The organism is Kribbella sp. NBC_01484 (genome assembly GCF_036227145.1).
Classification (GTDB): domain Bacteria; phylum Actinomycetota; class Actinomycetes; order Propionibacteriales; family Kribbellaceae; genus Kribbella.
In genome coordinates this window covers 3,906,287-3,922,395 of sequence record NZ_CP109437.1, presented here as the reverse complement: position 1 = coordinate 3,922,395, position 16,109 = coordinate 3,906,287, and the positions used below count along the sequence as shown (strand labels likewise).

The window sequence follows — 16,109 nt, the reverse complement described above, 5'->3', positions numbered from 1 at the left end:
GGCCAGCAGCACTGGCGTAAGCCTTCTGGCCTTGGGACTCACATACTTCCTTGCAACGCTCTCCCTGCTGTCCGGTGAGATTGCGAAGAGTGCTGGTGCGTGGGCCGTGGTGCTGTCGCCGTTGCCCCTATTCCTGTTGATCCTTCACGGACTGATCCAAGGCTTCATGCAGTCGACACGATGGCGATCGGCGCTGATCCTCGAAGCGCGCCTCGCTCAGCACCTCGGCAGAGTCCAACCGGGATCGACGTCTGACATCGCGATGAGGTCGGGCTGCATGCGAGCCGTCGAACGACCGATCTCATGCCGATCAGCCTCGTGATGACTGTGGTCTTCCTCGGGTTGTACTTGCTCGTTTTCGGCCAGACCGCTGTGATGCTCTCTCGTGCGGCGAGCCTGCCTGGTGATGGCACAGTGCCGGTGATCGTGGGCGTATGCGTCTATGCCGCTTTGATGGTCGTCGCAGCCGGCGTGTCGACCAGCGTCTTTCGCATGCCTGCATTCCCAGAAAGATCAGCGCCGGCGAACACGCCTGCTGGGCCGCAGTCGACGAAGCGCCGCTCGCGGAAGGGGGCGCACGGACCCAGTAAGAGTTGATGACCACCGGTGTCCAAGCGTCTCGTCCTGCGATGCCAGCGACCAGGTGTTGAAAATCGATCGATTCTCAACACACCCGATGGTGCGCGGCGATGGCTGGCGCCGTCACGGAGCTGCGCTTTGCTCGTTGCTGATGACAACGTCGCGAGGTACGCACGCGCGAGTCCGCGCCGGTGAGGTCCACGCCGGCTCACACCTCGTGCGCTGACCCGCGATGTCCGTCTGGCGGCGCCGTCTCCTGCCCGGCGGCTCGGGCGTCATCTGAGGCCGCACTCACGTGCCGCGATCTGACAAGTGGAGGTCAGCGGTTCAAGACCGCCCCAATACTTCTGACCTGGGCCTTATGACTCAGGGGCTCATCTGAACCTTGAACAACCCTCGGACACTGCTCACTACAAGCGTCCCGTCGAGTCCGACCGTGATGCCAGTGACGGGGACCCCGGTGCCTATCTCGACCGCGAGGGTGACGTTGGGTGTGAGCGTCCAGACCCGCACGGTCGCGTCGTCGCCGCCGGTGACCACGATGGGCCGGCCGTCCAGCTCGCCGACTGCGACCGCGGTCACCGGCCCGACGTAACCCGTCAGGAGTTCGCCGTACTGGTCGCCGGTGCGCAGATCCCACACCCGCACCGTCCCGTCGAAGCCGCCTCCACCGGTGACCGCGATGGGCCGGCCGTCCAGCTCGCCGACTGCGACCGCATACACCGGCCCGACGTGGCCCGTCAGGGGATCGCCGTGTTGGTGGCCGGTGCGCAGATCCCACACCCGCACCGTCGCGTCGTCGCCGCCGGTGACCGCGATGGGCCGGCCGTCCAGCTCGCCGACTGCGACCGCGGTCACCGGCCCGACGTGGCCCGTCAGAGGGTCACCGTGTTGGTGGCCGGTGCGCAGATCCCACACCCGCACCGTCGCGTCGTCGCCGCCGGTGACCGCGATGGGCCGGCCGTCCAGCTCGCCGACTGCGACCGCATACAGCGGCCCCACGTGGCCCGTCAGGAGATCGCCGTACTGGTGGCCGGTGCGCAGATCCCACACCCGCACCGTCGCGTCGCCGCCGCCGGTGACCGCGATGGGCCGGCCGTCCAGCTCGCCGACTGCGACCGCATACACCGGCCCCACGTGGCCCGTCAGGAGATCGCCGTACTGGTGGCCGGTGCGCAGATCCCACACCCGCACCGTCGCGTCGCCGCCGTCGGTGACCGCGATGGGCCGGCCGTCCAGCTCGCCGACTGCGACCGCATACACCGGCCCCACGTGACCCGTCAGAGGGTCACCGTGTTGGTGGCCGGTGCGCAGATCCCACACCCGCACCGTCGCGTCGCCTCCGCCGGTGACCGCGATGGGCCGGCCGTCCAGCTCGCCGACTGCGACCGCGGTCACCGACCCGACGTGGCCCGTCAGGAGATCGCCGTACTGGTGGCCGGTGCGCAGATCCCACACCCGCACCGTCGCGTCGCCTCCGCCGGTGACCGCGATGGACCGGCCGTCCAGCTCGCCGACTGCGACCGCATACACCGGCCCCACGTGACCCGTCAGGAGATCGCCGTACTGGTCGCCGGTGCGCAGATCCCACACCCGCACCGTCGCGTCGCCTCCGCCGGTGACCGCGATGGGCCGGCCGTCCAGCTCGCCGACTGCGACCGCGGTCACCGGCCCGACGTGGCCCGTCAGAGGGTCACCGTGTTGGTGGCCGGTGCGCAGATCCCACACCCGCACCGTCCCGTCGAAGCCGCCGCCGCCGGTGACCGCGATGGACTGGCCGTCCAGCTCGCCGACTGCGACCGCGGTCACCGGCCCCACGTGACCCGTCAGGGGATCGCCGTGTTGGTGGCCGGTGCGCAGATCCCACACCCGCACCGTCGCGTCGCCTCCACCGGTGACCGCGATGGGCCGGCCGTCCAGCTCGCCGACTGCGACCGCACGCACCGGCCCCACGTGGCCCGTCAGAGGGTCACCGTGTTGGTGGCCGGTGCTCAAATCCCACACCCGCACCGTCCCGTCGCCGCCGTCGGTGACCGAGATGGGCCGGCCGTCCAGCTCGCCGACTGCGACCGCGGTCACCGGCCACGCGTCGCCCGTCAGGGGATCGCCGTGTTGGTGGCCGGTGCGCAGATCCCACACCCGCACCGTCGCGTCCCAGCTGCCGGTGGCCGCGATCGGCCGGCCGGCCAGCTCGCCGAGTCCGATCGAGCTCACGGGCCCTTGGTGACGGCCGAGGATCAGGTGGCGGGCTTCGGGCGAGGACTGCGCCCAGGGAATTGTCCACGGCATTGCGTAGGGCAGTTCAGTGATTCGGTCCCCGAGGGCTGTGGCACCGCGTTGCCGGGCGGCGAGTTGTAGTTGGGCGGCGGCCCGCCCTGGGGTCTGGCCGTCTAGCAGGTGTAGTGCAGTCTGATAGGCGGCGGCCGCCAACTCCGCGGCAGGGTCAGCGACGGTGGACAGGGCGGGGAGCAGCCGTTCGGGTGCGGCGGCGAGCAGGAAGCCGGGGTCTTGGATCAGGTCGTCCAGTGCTCCGCAGGCCGCGGCGTGGGTGGCCAGGTGGGTGCGAATGTACGGGTGGGCTGCGGACCAGTCGTGAACGGTCCCTGGCGCGGCCACAGGTACGTGTCGTATGAGGGCAGCGGTGATCGCCTGCTGGGCGGCGACCGCGTTATCGGTGCGCAGGTGGTCGGTGAACTCCTGGTGGTACAGCCGGTAAACCGACCGGTCCTGCTCGACCGCCTCCGCGATATAGGCGCCAGCCTGTTCAAGCGCCCAGGCGACGTCGCCGTCGGTGTAGTCGTGACCGGCCAGCGCGCTGGCGAGGGCTGGCCATAGCTGACGGGGCAACCCTGCCCCTTCAGTCCAGGCCAGCGGCGTCAGCAGGGCACGCACTCGACCTTCCTGATCGCCATAGCGGGCAAGGTCGCGATCGAAGGCCGTACCGACATCGCGCCATCGGTGCCTGTCAGCCCACACCTGCTCCGCGGTAAGGATGTGGGAGAAGTTTGCCAGGGTGCGGGCCGCGACCTGGGCGACCAGGAAGCTTGGCCCGGCGATCTTTGCCACCTCCACTGCGGCGGCCCGGGCCGCGTCCAGGTGACCCCGGTAGGGGGTAGGGGATGCCGGATCGTCAGCGGCCAGCAAGACGCTGGTCACATAGTCGGCGACGTCGTTTGCTTCCAGATGCACCGGATCGTCAAGGTCGATCTCAACCCGGTCTGAGGGGAGCGCCGCCAGCCATGGCCGCCGAGTTGCAACAATCAGCCGCGGACCGGTGCCTGTCGCTGCGGCGGCCTGGAGCGGCGTGACGAAGTCGGCGATGACCGCGTGCGGGTCGGCCGCCTCGTCAAGGGCGTCCAACACAAGAACGGCCTGAGGTCGGCGCGACCTGATCGCCGCAATCGGGTCGTCTCCGGCAGCGCATCCGAGTACGTCCGCGAGCTCGGACCTGAGATCGGTGGCCGTCTTTGCGCGAGCCAGCAGGGCCGCGGTGATCGACCCCAGTGGCGGGACCGTGTCAGGCGCGCCATCGTCCACGGGAACCATGGCTTGAGATTGGGGGTCGGAAAGCATCACCAACCGGCCCAGCAGCGCTGACTTGCCCGAGCCTGGGTCCGCAGTCACTACCCGCAGTCGGGTGTCGGCGGCCGGATCCGCCAACCATGCCGCCAGCTCCCCTAGGGCCTGGGCGCGGCCGGTGAAGTACCAGCCGGCCTGGGCCGCGACCTCCACGCCACGGGCCTTAGGCCCCCAATGCGCGGACAGCTCCTCGGCGCGACGTTGCAGCCAGGCCCTCGTCTCCAGGGTCACTCCGATGGGCGCGGCGGGCTCGTATCTGGGGTTAGGCAGGAACGGCGCCAACCCCCTCGCCAGATGCGTGGGAGTCTGACTGGCCTGTTGCCGAAACCCCCGCTCCTCCAGGATCGTGTTGATCCGGTCGACCAGATCCTCCAACCCGATGTAGCGCTGAAGCGCGCCGGCCGCCTGCTGTAGATCCTGGGCCGCCTGCACAAACGCGGAAGCAAACGCTGCCTGATCGGCCTCCTCCCGGCTCCGTGAGGCCGTCAAGACCCAAACTCCTTCGTACCGGCCATCCAGCCTCTGCGTGGCCGCCATCCGCGCGCCCACCTCCACGGCGTTGAACGCACCCTGCCCGGCGTAGCAGGTATCTAGGATCATCAGCAGCCGCCGGACCTTAGGCTCACCCCCCAGTGCCTTGACCATGAAATCGGCAGGCAGCGCAGTGGCCTCGTAGCTGCCCTGCACCGTGTTGGCCGCCAGCAGGTAATGGAAACTGGCGTCGGTGTCGCCGTGGCCGGAATAGTAGAAGACCGCGGTGTCGGAAGCCTGACGTTGATCGTTGTTCAGCCATCCACCCAGCAATGCCCGCAACGCATCGCTGGTCGGGTCGTGACGCAGCTCGGGAAGCTGCTCCAGGTACCCCTGGCCGGTGAAGAACTCGACCATCGTGCGCAGATCCGCGGGCACCGACTCCAGACGATCCTCCTTCAGTCTGTAGTTCTCGGTGCCGGCCGCGATCAGGAACCGTCGCCCGGGATCGACCGTCATCGGAATCCTGCCGCGATCGCCCGCCCGGTCTCGGCAGCGGTCAGGTACGGCGACACCTCATGCGCCTTGCTGCCGTTGTGCACCGCGACATCAAGCACCCTCCCCCCGAACAGGGGACTCAACTGCTTGACCAGCGCCACGACATCGCCGCCGTCCGCGATGTTGGTCCACGACACCGCCCCCGCCGGGAACAGACCTCGACCGTCCACCGGAGCCGGCCGCAGCCGGTCGAAAACGAGGTTGCGGATGCCCAACGGGCACCCCAGCGTCACCAAGGCGACGTCGGCCCCGGGCCGCGCGCACAACGCCTCATAAGCCACCACCGACCCCAGCGAGTGACCCACCAACACCCTGGTGTCCTCGCCCATCATGTCCGTCACACGAGCCTGCACCTTTGCACGAACCGCATCGTCGGTTAGGTACAGGTGCACCTGCTTGATCAGCCCGATCAGCAGCGACTCAGCCACACCAGTGAAGAAACGGGAGTAGCTCAACGCGTTCAGCGCCCGTTGCACCGCTCGAGGTGTGCGCAGCTTGGTCTGGTCGTCAGGGCCAGCCACTGAAGCATCGGTCTCGGCAGCCTCCCGCCACCACGCCTCCAACAACTCCGACTCGAACCCATTCTCGACATCGCCGGCTCCGTACCGGGCTTCGCCCGATCCTTTCCGCCCCGCCTGGCGGAAGACGTCGCCGTAAAACGCAACCCCGATGTCGGACTCCGCCGGCCGTTGCCCGCCAGCCAGCGCGACCCCATCGCGCAGCGCCGGCACCCACACCTGCCGCAAGACATTCGGGCCGCGGACCTGTTGGCCGATTCCATGCACCGCCACAATCCGAGGCATCCACCCCACCCATTTCCTGCAAGCTCAAGCACCGTACGGATTGGTCACTAACTATGCCACCGACGCGGTCGTAGTAGGCGTCGATGAAATCGCAAGGCCCGCTGCGCCGAGCCAGTTCGCCAGATCGCTACGACGTCTTGGATCAAGCGGACGGCACCGGGGAGCCCTCTAGCGTCCTGCTTCTGAAGTTCGTTGCGTAAGTTGACAACGCACGTCGGCAGGATTCTCTCTATCCCAACATGACAACTGTGTAGCCGCCGAAGATTTGGCCTTGTTGGCTTGCGGTTACTCGGTAGACGTGGGCTTCGCCGGGGGCGGGTGGCTCGTCCGTGGTATGGAAGACGACCTGCTGATGATCGTCGGCCACCTCGTGCTGGGCCGCTCCGCCGTCCAGGCCTGTGCCGGTTCCGATCGGCCGCGGAGCGCCGAGTAGTGCCACGCCGGTCGGCGCGGCCTGGCCCGGGAACTGTCCTCTGACGCCGGTGCGCAACTGCAACCAGGCCATCTCGTGCGGTGCGGCGCGCTGGACCGCCACACTGGCCGGCTCGCCGTACAGGGGGCCGACCTCGAGCGTCATCGGGGCTGGCAGGATCAGCGCTCCCGGCAACGCCCGGTTCTGCTGTCCGGCGGCGATGACGTGAATGTTGCGCTGGGCAACGTGGCGGTTGAGGGCGGCGTCCCACTCCGGCGTACCGATCCCGTCCGACGTCTCGTCCCAGACGCGAACCACCAGACACTCGTGCCCACCGTTCACGAAGGTCGGCACCCAGGCATCCGGGCAGCGCACCACCGCATGGGATCGGGCGCTGCCGCGGGCACCCAACGCGACTGTCGCTTGACCGATCAGGTGAGCACTTCCCGGTCCGATCCCGAGCGTCGGATCGCACCAGTAGAACTCCACGACGACACCGGGAGCCTGACTGATTCCGAAGTTCCACACGTGGGCGTAGAGGGTGTTCGGTTGACCGGCCAGCGCGGTCTGCCCGAGCTGTGGCGGCACCGGGGGCGCCTGGCCGGGCTCGACGCCGGCCAGCAACAGGATGTCCGGGCTCTCCCAGAACGGCCCAACCACGGGACGGGCGCCGAGATCGCCGGGGTTGGCTCGCATGAACAGGAACGGCAGGTAGAGGTCCCCGCGCTGGCCCGGCCACTGGTTGGGTGGCTTGTCGTCGAAGTTCCCGGGGTTGAGGTAGCCGCCGGGCACCTGACCAGTCGAGGTCCCACAGTGCCTACCCGGACGGTTCGGGTTCCTCCAGCCGACATCGGTGCCGTCCTTGCCTCCGTGGTCGCCGTCGTCCGGGCAGTCTGGCTTGTCGTGGTCCGGATGGCACCGCTGGCAGTCGTGGTGGCGGTCGCAGCAACAGTGGTCGCCGTGCTGGTGCTGGTGGTGGTGATCCCAGTGATCGTGATGGTGCTGGTGGTGGCCGCAGTCGCAGTGCCGGTGCTTGCTCATTGGGGCTCTCCGTCCGGGTCGTCAGCTCGGCCGATGATGATCGGCGGGCTGGGCGGATCGACATACCGCAACTGCAACGGAGTGGTGCCACCGTCCCAGCCGACTGTGTCGCCCTGCGGCGGTACGACGGGTTTGCGGTATTTGATCCCCATCCCCGCGGTGCCGAGCTCCTCGCCGCGAATCCAGTCCCAGGTCAGATACGCGTACGCGCGGTCGGAGTCGAGGTTGAACTGAGTGTCGTACTCGGTCGGGTTCGCCAGCCGGCCGATCAGGTACGCCGAGAACGGCACCGGATCGCCGAGCGGGCTTCGCCGTACCTGGGCCTTGCCGATGTGCTGCTCGTTCAGGAGGTCGGTCTGCCAAGGAGTTTGCGCGTGCTCGTAGTTGTACCGACCGTTCGGATCGTGCCCGGCGTCGGTGCGGAAGAAGACCTGGTCCGGACGTGATCCCTCAGGGTAGGGACCGGGGCGCATCGGACGGTAGGCCTGAGAGTTCACCGACGGATCGGACTTCGACGGGTCGTAGGTCTCCGTCGGTGTCGGTACCTCGAAGTTCACGCCACCGCTCTCGAACTCCGAGATCAACGGGTAGGCCCACGGGCGCCGGTACTCCCACTCGTCCGGCGTCGAGCCGTCGGCGTGGTATTGAAGCACCGGGTAGAACGGCATTCGCGGGTCGCGGACCGAGTGGCTGACGATCACATCCTCTGCCGTGTCGAGGTGGCCGAGCGGGTCGATCGCGTCCGCCAGGGCCTGCGCGAAAGCGCCGTCGATGGTGCCGCCGAGCGTGATCAGTGGCAGGTCGATCTCGTTCGGCAGCCGCAGTTCGCCGTCGGGGTAGCGCTGCTCGGAGTGCGGCATCAGCAGACCCGTGTGAGTCATCACGTTGTGGGTCTTCATTGCGATGTCCCAGACCATCATCGCGAGCTCGTAGAGGCCGAGCCGGAGCGGATAGGTGAGCGGGCTGAGGGCCATCTTGATCAGGTCACCCACGAGCTCGATGGCCGCGCCCACCTCCTTGATCACCCATTCCACCAGCGCGACGAACACCGCGCAGACATCCTCGATCGGGTTGTCGCCGGTCACACCAGAGAAGTCGGGCGGTTGCAGCAGATTGGTGAAGTCCGAGGCCGGCGGCATGATCACGAAGTCCGGCTTGCGTGGTTTCTGCAGCTCCCAGGACCCGTTGAAGTTGAGCTTGTACAGCGTGATCATCAGTCGGTACGCCGTACGCACCTCCCAGGGCAGCGGGAAACCGCGTGGTACGTCGAACGGCGGTGGTGGCGCGATCCCGTCCAGGATCTCCTGGAACGGCCGGTCGAGACCGTGTCCGGTGACGGTCCGGACAACGTTGGTCAGCATGCCTTGATCGATCTGCTGCTGGAACGCGTCGCCGAGATAGATCTGTGGATGCGGATGGTCCTCGAACGTCTCCTTCAGCGCCGCCACGATCGCCTCCGCGAGCCACAGCGGCATCTCCCCGTCGACGTCGAGCGCCTCGTCTCGTTCGTCCGGGTCGGTGGGCAGTGGCGCGGGCCGCTGCTCGCCCTGCGGGTCGTCCGGCGTGAGCTGGACCGCGAACCAGAGCGCCGACATCGACAGATCGGGGTAGTCCTCGGTCTTGCCCCAGGGATCTTCGGGGATCGTGCCGCCCGGCCCGCTCTGGCTGTAGTTCCAGGCGTCGATGTGATTCTCGATCAGGTGATGCCGGGTCGCGTGGTCGCGGTACGGGCCGCCGCACTGCTCGTTGACGAACGAATGCGCGATCGTGTCGGTGCCCACGTGCACGATCCAGCCGAGCGCGAACGCCAGCATCTGCTGGAACCGCTCACCGCCGTACTCCGAACCGTCGTGCATCGCCTCGGCCTGCCTCACCAGAGCCTGGCAAGTCGTTGACGTCCGCCGGTAGTGGCTCATGTCGCTCCACAGGAACGAGTCCTCGGACCACCCCTTCTGGATGCAGGTGTTCATCATTCCCCAGATGTCGACGAAGGTGCTGAGCTCCTGTTCGCCGATGTTCACGATCGCGAGCTTCAGCTCCTCCAACGCGACCTTGAACTGGCTCAGCAGACCGCCGGTCAGGTCGTCGAGCACCTCGGACGCTGCGTCAACGAGCGGGCCGATCGTCTTGTTCCAGGCCTTGACGAAGTCCTGCCAGATCTTGTCCAGCTTGATCAGGAATCGGATGATCCCGGCCATCGTCGAGGAGACCTCGTCGAGGATGATCAGCAGCGGCTCCCAGTCGTTCTCGGCCGCCATGTCGAAGTAGTAGAAGGTGGCCAGCGCCAGCATGATCTGGTCTGAGCGCGGCCCGAGCAGATCGTTGCTCCAGTCCTGGCTGAAGAAGAAGAGGTCAGGCCCGATCGCCCCGATCGCGGTGAACTTCTCCCAGTCCCGCATCACCTGCCCGCAGAACTCCGGTGGGTAGTGACCGACGGCCACGCCACCCTCGCCAAGGTCCGGCCAGTCATCGAATTCCCCACTGAGCAGCAGATCCGAGACGCGCCGCGCCGCATAGATATGAGTGAAATGCCCAGGCATCGTGCCCCCTCGCCGAGCGTCGACATCGCCCGGCCACATGTCCTACGCGGCACCCCTACCGCCGGACCCTTCCGCTCAGCTTGCTCCGGCAGACCAGACCACACAAGTCCTGCGCGCCTCATTTAGCAACCGATTCGTCCAGCGGTCAAATTCACCTCGTAGTTGGTTCACAGAAGGCAGACAACGTCGAGCCCGGCCTGACGGTGGTTATTCTCAATTGCGACCGTGGACGGTTCTCATTCCAACTTGAGCCCGGCGAACTTGTTGTTAGCTGCCTTGGAGCCGGCTTTGACGAGCGGCTGATGATCCAAGGCCGGTCCGGCGACAATCACGAAACGAAGCCACGATCGCGCAGGTGACGAGGGAAGCTGAGGTGGGACTGGTTCTGTGGCGGAGGCCCTCAGCGATCCTCTGGCCGCTGGTCGAGCTGAGTGGTCCCCGTAAGGAGTGACGGTGCAGCAAGGTCGGTGTCGTCCAGGGTTTGGGTGCCGATAGACGGCGTTATGTTAACTACTCGGCATGTGCCCTCTTGCCCACTTATGCAGTGATGATAGTGTAGGTTTATGGCAAGGTATCGCGACATCGCCCAGGACCTCAAGGCCCGGATCGCCAGCGGCGAGTTCGCTCCCGGCGATCAGCTCCCGTCGATCGCTGCGCTGCAGGAGCACTACGACGTGCCCGGCCTCAACACAATCCGGCAAGCCCAGCAACTTCTGGTCGACGACGGCCTGGTCGAAACCCGGCAAGGCATCGGCTCGTTCGTACTGCGCGCTGAACCGGTCCCGCGGCCGGTCGACGTGCTCGCCGAGTTGCGGGCCGCACGATCCGGGCTCAACCGCGCGATCGCCGCGCTCGAAAAAGCCGAGGACGCGTGATGACCCCAAGGTCGAGCTGGGCCGACGGTCGCGTCGACGCGCTGCTCGCCGCGCTGGACGAACTCGGCATGTCCGTCTCCCGTGCAGCCGCGACGGAACTCATCCAGGAACGCGTGCAATGGGTGTCATCCCAGATGAGGATCTCCCCCACCGCCGGACGGCGCTACCTCGCCGACGACGCGCTGGCCGACCTCGCCCGCACCATGGTCGTCTCGTTCGCGGACGAGACGCCTGGCGCCGAGGTCATCGAATCTGCCCGCACCGCCGCCGTGCCGCTACCGATCGTCGGCCACTGCATCGCCGGTCTCGCCGAAGCCATCCAGATCCGACTTTGCGAACTCGACGACATCGAGCACCTGCGCACGACCGTTGCCCATCTGGCCCAAACCCTGTCCGCCTTCGGCCAGGTCACCGCCGATCAGGCACCCATCCCAGCAGACGGTGCAGCAGTGGTCATGATGCCGCCGGGACTGGTCAACCGGGCCGCTCGCTACCTCGAGGCCGCCGCCAGCCTCGTCAACGACGGCGTGCTACCAGAGAACTTCAGCGCTACCCATGCAGGCCAACTCGCAGCCACGTTCACACAAGACGCCGCAGCCTTGCGCTACTACGCCAGCGAGCCGCCTGGCATCTGACGCACTTGCCGTTCGGTTCCGCGACCGATAAATGAGCGCATGTCTCTCGACCTGGCTCAGGGGAGAGCTGTCATCTACGGCGAACAGCCCAACGCAGCGGTCTGACTCTGAACCTTCTTGAGCTCATCCTGGCATTTGCGGATAGCGGCTGCGATGCCACCTTTGTCCCCCGGTGCCGCATCGTGGAGTTGCTTCTGGAGATCAGCAATGTCTTGCTTCAGCGCCTTCTCTGATGCTCGCAGCCCGGCGCATGCGGTTGGATCGGCGGAAGTGATCGTGACCAGTGGTGAGCGCTGCCCGAACCACCCGTCGTTGTACTGGGCCATCTGCCATTCGAACGCCGAAGGGCTTGGCGGTGCTGCGATGGTGAACGTGAAGGGGAACGACTCCCCTGGTTTCACCGGCTGCGTCAGCTCACGGCGTGGGCTGCCGAAGGCGTAGCCGACCGCGCCGAGACGGTAACCGGTGTCCTGCGTCCACGTTGTCGTGCCGTTGTTCTTCATGGTCACGGTGACCGCGACAGTATTGCCGCGCGGGATCGAGGTGGATACCCCGACCTGCTGGACGCAGGCAGCGTCGTTGACGAGAAGCGCAATCTGGTGGACCGGTGAGGTCTCACCGAACCACTCGCGATCGCCCGCGTGATCTTGGACCATGCGCCAGCTGAACGTCATGCCCTCAGCGGCCGGCGCATCGAACCTGATGGGGAACGATATGTCTTCACCAGGGAATACGTCATGGGGAAGTTCCTCGAACCTGGCGCCCAACGGTTGAGCGAGACCGAGTTTGTACCCACCCACAGATGTCCAGGTGGCCGCGCCAGTGTTCCGCATGACGACCATGATCATCGCCGACGCTCCGTGCGGGAGGCCGGTAGGGATTACGCCCATCTCGGTGACGAACTCTGCGGCGTTGACCGGGACTGGGGCGCCGGCCAGCACGAACCAGGTGGGTTCCGCGTCTTTCCCGGGAGTGCTGGTGCGGTCCTGTCCCGGTTTGGGGACGGCGTGCACCGCCGCGGTGACGGTGGTGTAGCCCGGACGTGCTCTGGCCACGATGGACAACGGGTGCTCGTTGGAAGCGGTGGTCGTCGAAGAGCCGCCGGCCAGTTTGGTCAGCAGATCCACCGTGCCGGTGTCGGCGGAGGAGACGAAGGCGAGGTGTCGTGTGCCAGGCAACTGGGTCAAGGTGTCGACTGTGCTGGTGTCGGTGGCGACCGCGATCAGGGCTTGACGGTCCAACGCCAATACTCCGGGGAACCGTTCGCCCTCTGCGCTCTTCTTACGCAGAACCGGGGGAATGAACATCTCTTCCGTCAGCGCCAACAGTGGCTGGTCGCGGACTATCGGGCTGGTCAGGAACCGGGCAGGGTCTTCTTCAGCCGTGCTCTGAGACGACTGTTGTGCAGCGATTCCGTGGACGGCGCCCAGCAGAGGCGAAATTCCTGTGCCGTGCGTCCCCTGCTGCGGAGACATCGCCACGACGCCCTCGCTGATGAATGGATGCGGCGCAGGCAGCGACGGGTCCGCGAGGATCACGAACCAGCCGCGCAGGGTGCCGTCGCCGTCGAGACGCCAGGCGGCGCTGTCGATGGGGACCGGCCATCCGCCGACCTCGACCCGCACGAGCGAATGGTTGCCGTCTACGAACTCTCGGCCGGCGCCGGTGATGGCGACCTGGAACCTGGTGAGCGCGCCGGTGGCGGACTCGCGTTCGATTCCCTCGATCCTGATACCGAACACGAAGCCGGTGTCTCTTTGCTGCGCAGCGAGCCGAGCCTCGAGCGCTGTCTTGGCGGCCGTGGCTTCGGTGACGTTCGGCATGAGCAGGGTGACGGCCTCCCTGGCGGTGTTGGCCTGCGTGACCGCGCGGGTGTGGAAGGTGCGGATCGTGTCGCGGACGTCGCTGTTGGCGAATGCCGCGTTGGTGGCCATGGTGGCCAACTCGGCATGGCTGAGGTGCACCTGCCCGTCGAGCAGGTCGGTCCCCGGTTGCCCGGGCAGCCCGAGCGTGCGTTGGCGGACCGCCTGCCCGAGGGTGCCGAGGTCGTCCCCGCTCCCGGTGTCGAGGACGCCGACGTCCTGGGCGACGGCGATCATCGCCTCGATGAGCGCGTCGGTGAGCTGGTCGAGACGCTTCTTCGCCTCGTCGACGAGCCAGTCGGCGCCGGCGAAGAAATCGTCGAACTTCTTCCGAATGGCCGGGATGGCGCCGAGGCCCGCGGTCGCGGTGAGAAACGCCGGATACGTGAAGACCTTGATGAGCTCGATGACGTCCTTGACCAGGGCGTCGGTGTCCCCGATCAACTTCTTCAGCGACTTTCCGAGCTCCAGGAGCTCTTGGGCAGTGACCTTTCCGTCGCCGAGGGAGGTGATGACGTCGCCCACGGTTTTCGCCACGCCGGCCAGGTCTGTTATTGCTGCCGCGGTGCTCACGCCCACCTGCTCGGCGTCGGTGTACAGGGTGACCAAGGGAAGCGGTCCCTGGTCGATTGCGATCAGCGTACTCATGTGGAGCGACGGGATGATCATGCCGAGCGCGAACTCGGTGCTGTCGACGAACACTGCCTCCAGAAGCTCACTTTGCAACTGGCCCTGGCTGATGCGCGCCTCGTCGGTGCCGGACAGTCGGGCGAGCTGTGCGCGGCGCTCGGCACTATCCGCAGGGAGCAGCACGAAGGACCTCATCAGCTTTACCCCGCTGTCGAACGCGGAGTGCTCGGCCAGGTCGAGGATCCCGGCGATCTCCCGCAGGCTCGCGCTGACGATCGCGGGGCTGATCCGGAAGACGACGTCGACCTCGTTCGCCGCCTTGAAGAAGTCCGCGAACGCTGGGTCGTCTCGGTCGATGTGATCGGCGAGCTCGGTCAATTGCACCTCGGCTTCGCTGAAGAACGGACGGATGACTGCATCCATGCAGCGCACCACGATTGCGCCGAACATTCCGGTGAGCAGTGTGTCGAGCTCGTCGCGGACCCGCGCGGCTTCCTTCTCGTCGGTCGCGGTGAGCGCCGGCACGAGTGCCTCCTCGACGACTGCCAGGAGCGGCTCGATGAACGTGGCAACGTCCTGCAGTTCACCGTCGGGGAGGCGGTCGATGAACGGGCGTAGGTTGTTGGTTAGCTGACTGGTGAGGCCGTGTACCAGGTCAGTGGCCAGCTGGGTGCGGGCCGCGGGGTCCGGGTGCTCCTCACCGAGGCTCCACAACAAGGAGATCAGGTCGGGGGCCGCGCAACCCGCCACATCGGCAAGCCACCCCACCGACGACAGCGGCGACTCACCGAGCTTGCCGATGTCAACCGCTATGTATGCAGCCAGGTCCGCGACCGTCAGGGTGCCCGTCTTGCTGAGCCGGGCCCCGATCCGTTGCGCGGAGCTGATGGGGAAGACTGACATCGGCTCCCGGCCAAGTATCTGCTGCAGGACACCGGACGCGGCTGCGGTGACGGTGAGCCCGTCAGCGACGTCTGCGAAACCTTCCACCTCCGAGGCTGCTCCGGCCGCGAACGTGGCAAGCCGGTCGCACAAGTCGGCGATGTGCGGCAGTGCGTCGGGCAGCGACCCGGCACCGTCGAGCGCGTCCAGGATCGCCTTTGCGTCGTCGAGGGCGGCCTTCCCGGCAGCCCGGACATCATCGGTGAGGCCGATCGAGTCGAGGCTTCGGTTCACCAATTCGGATACGGCCGCCATGCCTGCGTCGAGGACGGTGTTGAGAACTAGGGTGAGGCCGTGGATGCGCAGCTCCTCGAGGAGTGCGTCGGTGACGGTGTCGCCGCCGGCCGGTCCCGACCCGGTCTCCGCGGGTTGGGGGGCGCCGAGTGCCTTACCGACGGCCACCGCGGCGGACGCAGCGAGCGGAACGACCATGTGGAGCAGCGAGTCGACCAGTTTGGGTGTGCCGGCCGGAAGGAGGCGCACCACCTCGTCAATCACGGCGTCGGCGACGACCGTGACTATGCGCGACGCGTCGGGAACGTCCATGTCGAGGTAGCCGGAGACACCGGCACCCCAGATGTAGGCGTACCCGTAGTCGAATGCGACGGTGAACCCGGCGGCGCGGTCCTCGTCCGCGCGGGGGATCACCGAGCCGCCGACCATCAGCCGGGCGCGGGCTCGCAATGCGAAGTAGGCCTCGGCGTACACGCCGGCTCGGACCTCAACCTCTTTCAGCAACGCGATGGCAGGCACGAGCGCGCCAGCCGGAAGTAGTTCGTCGGCATGGAGAGCGTCGAGCAGCAGTTGCCCGGTGACCTCGATATCGCCGCGGATCTGGGCTCTGGCTTCGGCGGCTGCGGAGAATTCGGCCCACAGCCCGTTCACGTCCAGCTGTGCGGCCATTGCAACACGGGCGGCGACGCCGACGCTGGCTGAAACTGTCGCGGCGGCCGCCGTCCCGCTCGGACTGGCGGACAGCTTCTCTTGGAACTCACCTTCGATCTTCGCGCGCGCTTCAGCCGACAGGCGCAGGCCTCGGCGAAGGTCGAACTGGGCGACCGCGTCGGCGTCAGCCTCCGCAGCCAGGTGCCCCGTGGTCTGGCCATGGGTGAATGTGACAAGCTGGGTTTTGGCCGTGACCACGAGTCACCTCTCATAGGGAGAAGGTCAGGACTGTTAGCG

General features: G+C 67.0%; 7 protein-coding genes. 2 read left to right on the top strand and 5 right to left on the bottom strand.

The features are described 5' to 3' along the window. Nucleotides 1-945: 945 nt before the first annotated feature. The 4 genes from OG555_RS19255 to OG555_RS19240 all read right to left on the bottom strand — a co-directional run bounded on the left by OG555_RS19255 (nucleotide 946) and on the right by OG555_RS19240 (nucleotide 9,983). On the bottom strand, nucleotides 946-5,148 hold the full coding sequence (locus tag OG555_RS19255; RefSeq protein WP_329484288.1) for a caspase family protein: 4,203 nt from the start codon (nucleotides 5,146-5,148) through the stop codon (nucleotides 946-948). Next, the gene (locus OG555_RS19250) at nucleotides 5,145-5,990 is read right to left on the bottom strand and encodes a hypothetical protein (protein ID WP_329484287.1); all 846 of its coding nucleotides are present in this window, start codon (nucleotides 5,988-5,990) and stop codon (nucleotides 5,145-5,147) included. Before OG555_RS19250 ends, OG555_RS19255 begins: the two co-directional genes overlap by 4 nt. Nucleotides 5,991-6,219: 229 nt before the next feature. After that, nucleotides 6,220-7,194, bottom strand: coding sequence for a hypothetical protein (locus OG555_RS19245; protein WP_329484286.1), 975 nt, complete (start codon nucleotides 7,192-7,194; stop codon nucleotides 6,220-6,222). A gap of 245 nt (nucleotides 7,195-7,439) precedes the next feature. Continuing rightward, complete coding sequence (locus tag OG555_RS19240) at nucleotides 7,440-9,983, bottom strand: hypothetical protein (protein WP_329484285.1); 2,544 nt, start codon at nucleotides 9,981-9,983, stop codon at nucleotides 7,440-7,442. A 563-nt stretch (nucleotides 9,984-10,546) separates the two neighbouring features. Between OG555_RS19240 and OG555_RS19235 the strand changes: the two genes are divergently transcribed. Both OG555_RS19235 and OG555_RS19230 read left to right on the top strand, forming a co-directional pair. Next, nucleotides 10,547-10,858: a winged helix-turn-helix domain-containing protein gene (locus OG555_RS19235; RefSeq protein WP_329484284.1), complete on the top strand. Its 312-nt coding sequence runs from the start codon at nucleotides 10,547-10,549 to the stop codon at nucleotides 10,856-10,858. Then, nucleotides 10,858-11,493 (top strand): hypothetical protein, encoded by a 636-nt coding sequence (locus OG555_RS19230; protein ID WP_329484283.1) that lies wholly within the window; start codon nucleotides 10,858-10,860, stop codon nucleotides 11,491-11,493. The genes OG555_RS19235 and OG555_RS19230 overlap by 1 nt, the downstream gene beginning before the upstream one ends. Nucleotides 11,494-11,567: 74 nt before the next feature. Here the strand turns inward: OG555_RS19230 and OG555_RS19225 are convergent, their stop codons facing one another. Continuing rightward, on the bottom strand, nucleotides 11,568-16,070 hold the full coding sequence (locus OG555_RS19225; RefSeq protein ID WP_329484282.1) for a hypothetical protein: 4,503 nt from the start codon (nucleotides 16,068-16,070) through the stop codon (nucleotides 11,568-11,570). Between the last annotated feature and the right edge of the window lie 39 nt (nucleotides 16,071-16,109).

Bases quoted from the DNA above. Each gene is read 5' to 3' on its own strand.
- OG555_RS19255 (WP_329484288.1), bottom strand. From the start codon at position 5,148: ATGACGGTCGATCCCGGGCGACGGTTCCTGATCGCGGCCGGCACCGAG.
- OG555_RS19250 (WP_329484287.1), bottom strand. From the start codon at position 5,990: ATGCCTCGGATTGTGGCGGTGCATGGAATCGGCCAACAGGTCCGCGGC.
- OG555_RS19240 (WP_329484285.1), bottom strand. From the start codon at position 9,983: ATGCCTGGGCATTTCACTCATATCTATGCGGCGCGGCGCGTCTCGGAT.
- OG555_RS19235 (WP_329484284.1), top strand. From the start codon at position 10,547: ATGGCAAGGTATCGCGACATCGCCCAGGACCTCAAGGCCCGGATCGCC.
- OG555_RS19230 (WP_329484283.1), top strand. From the start codon at position 10,858: ATGACCCCAAGGTCGAGCTGGGCCGACGGTCGCGTCGACGCGCTGCTC.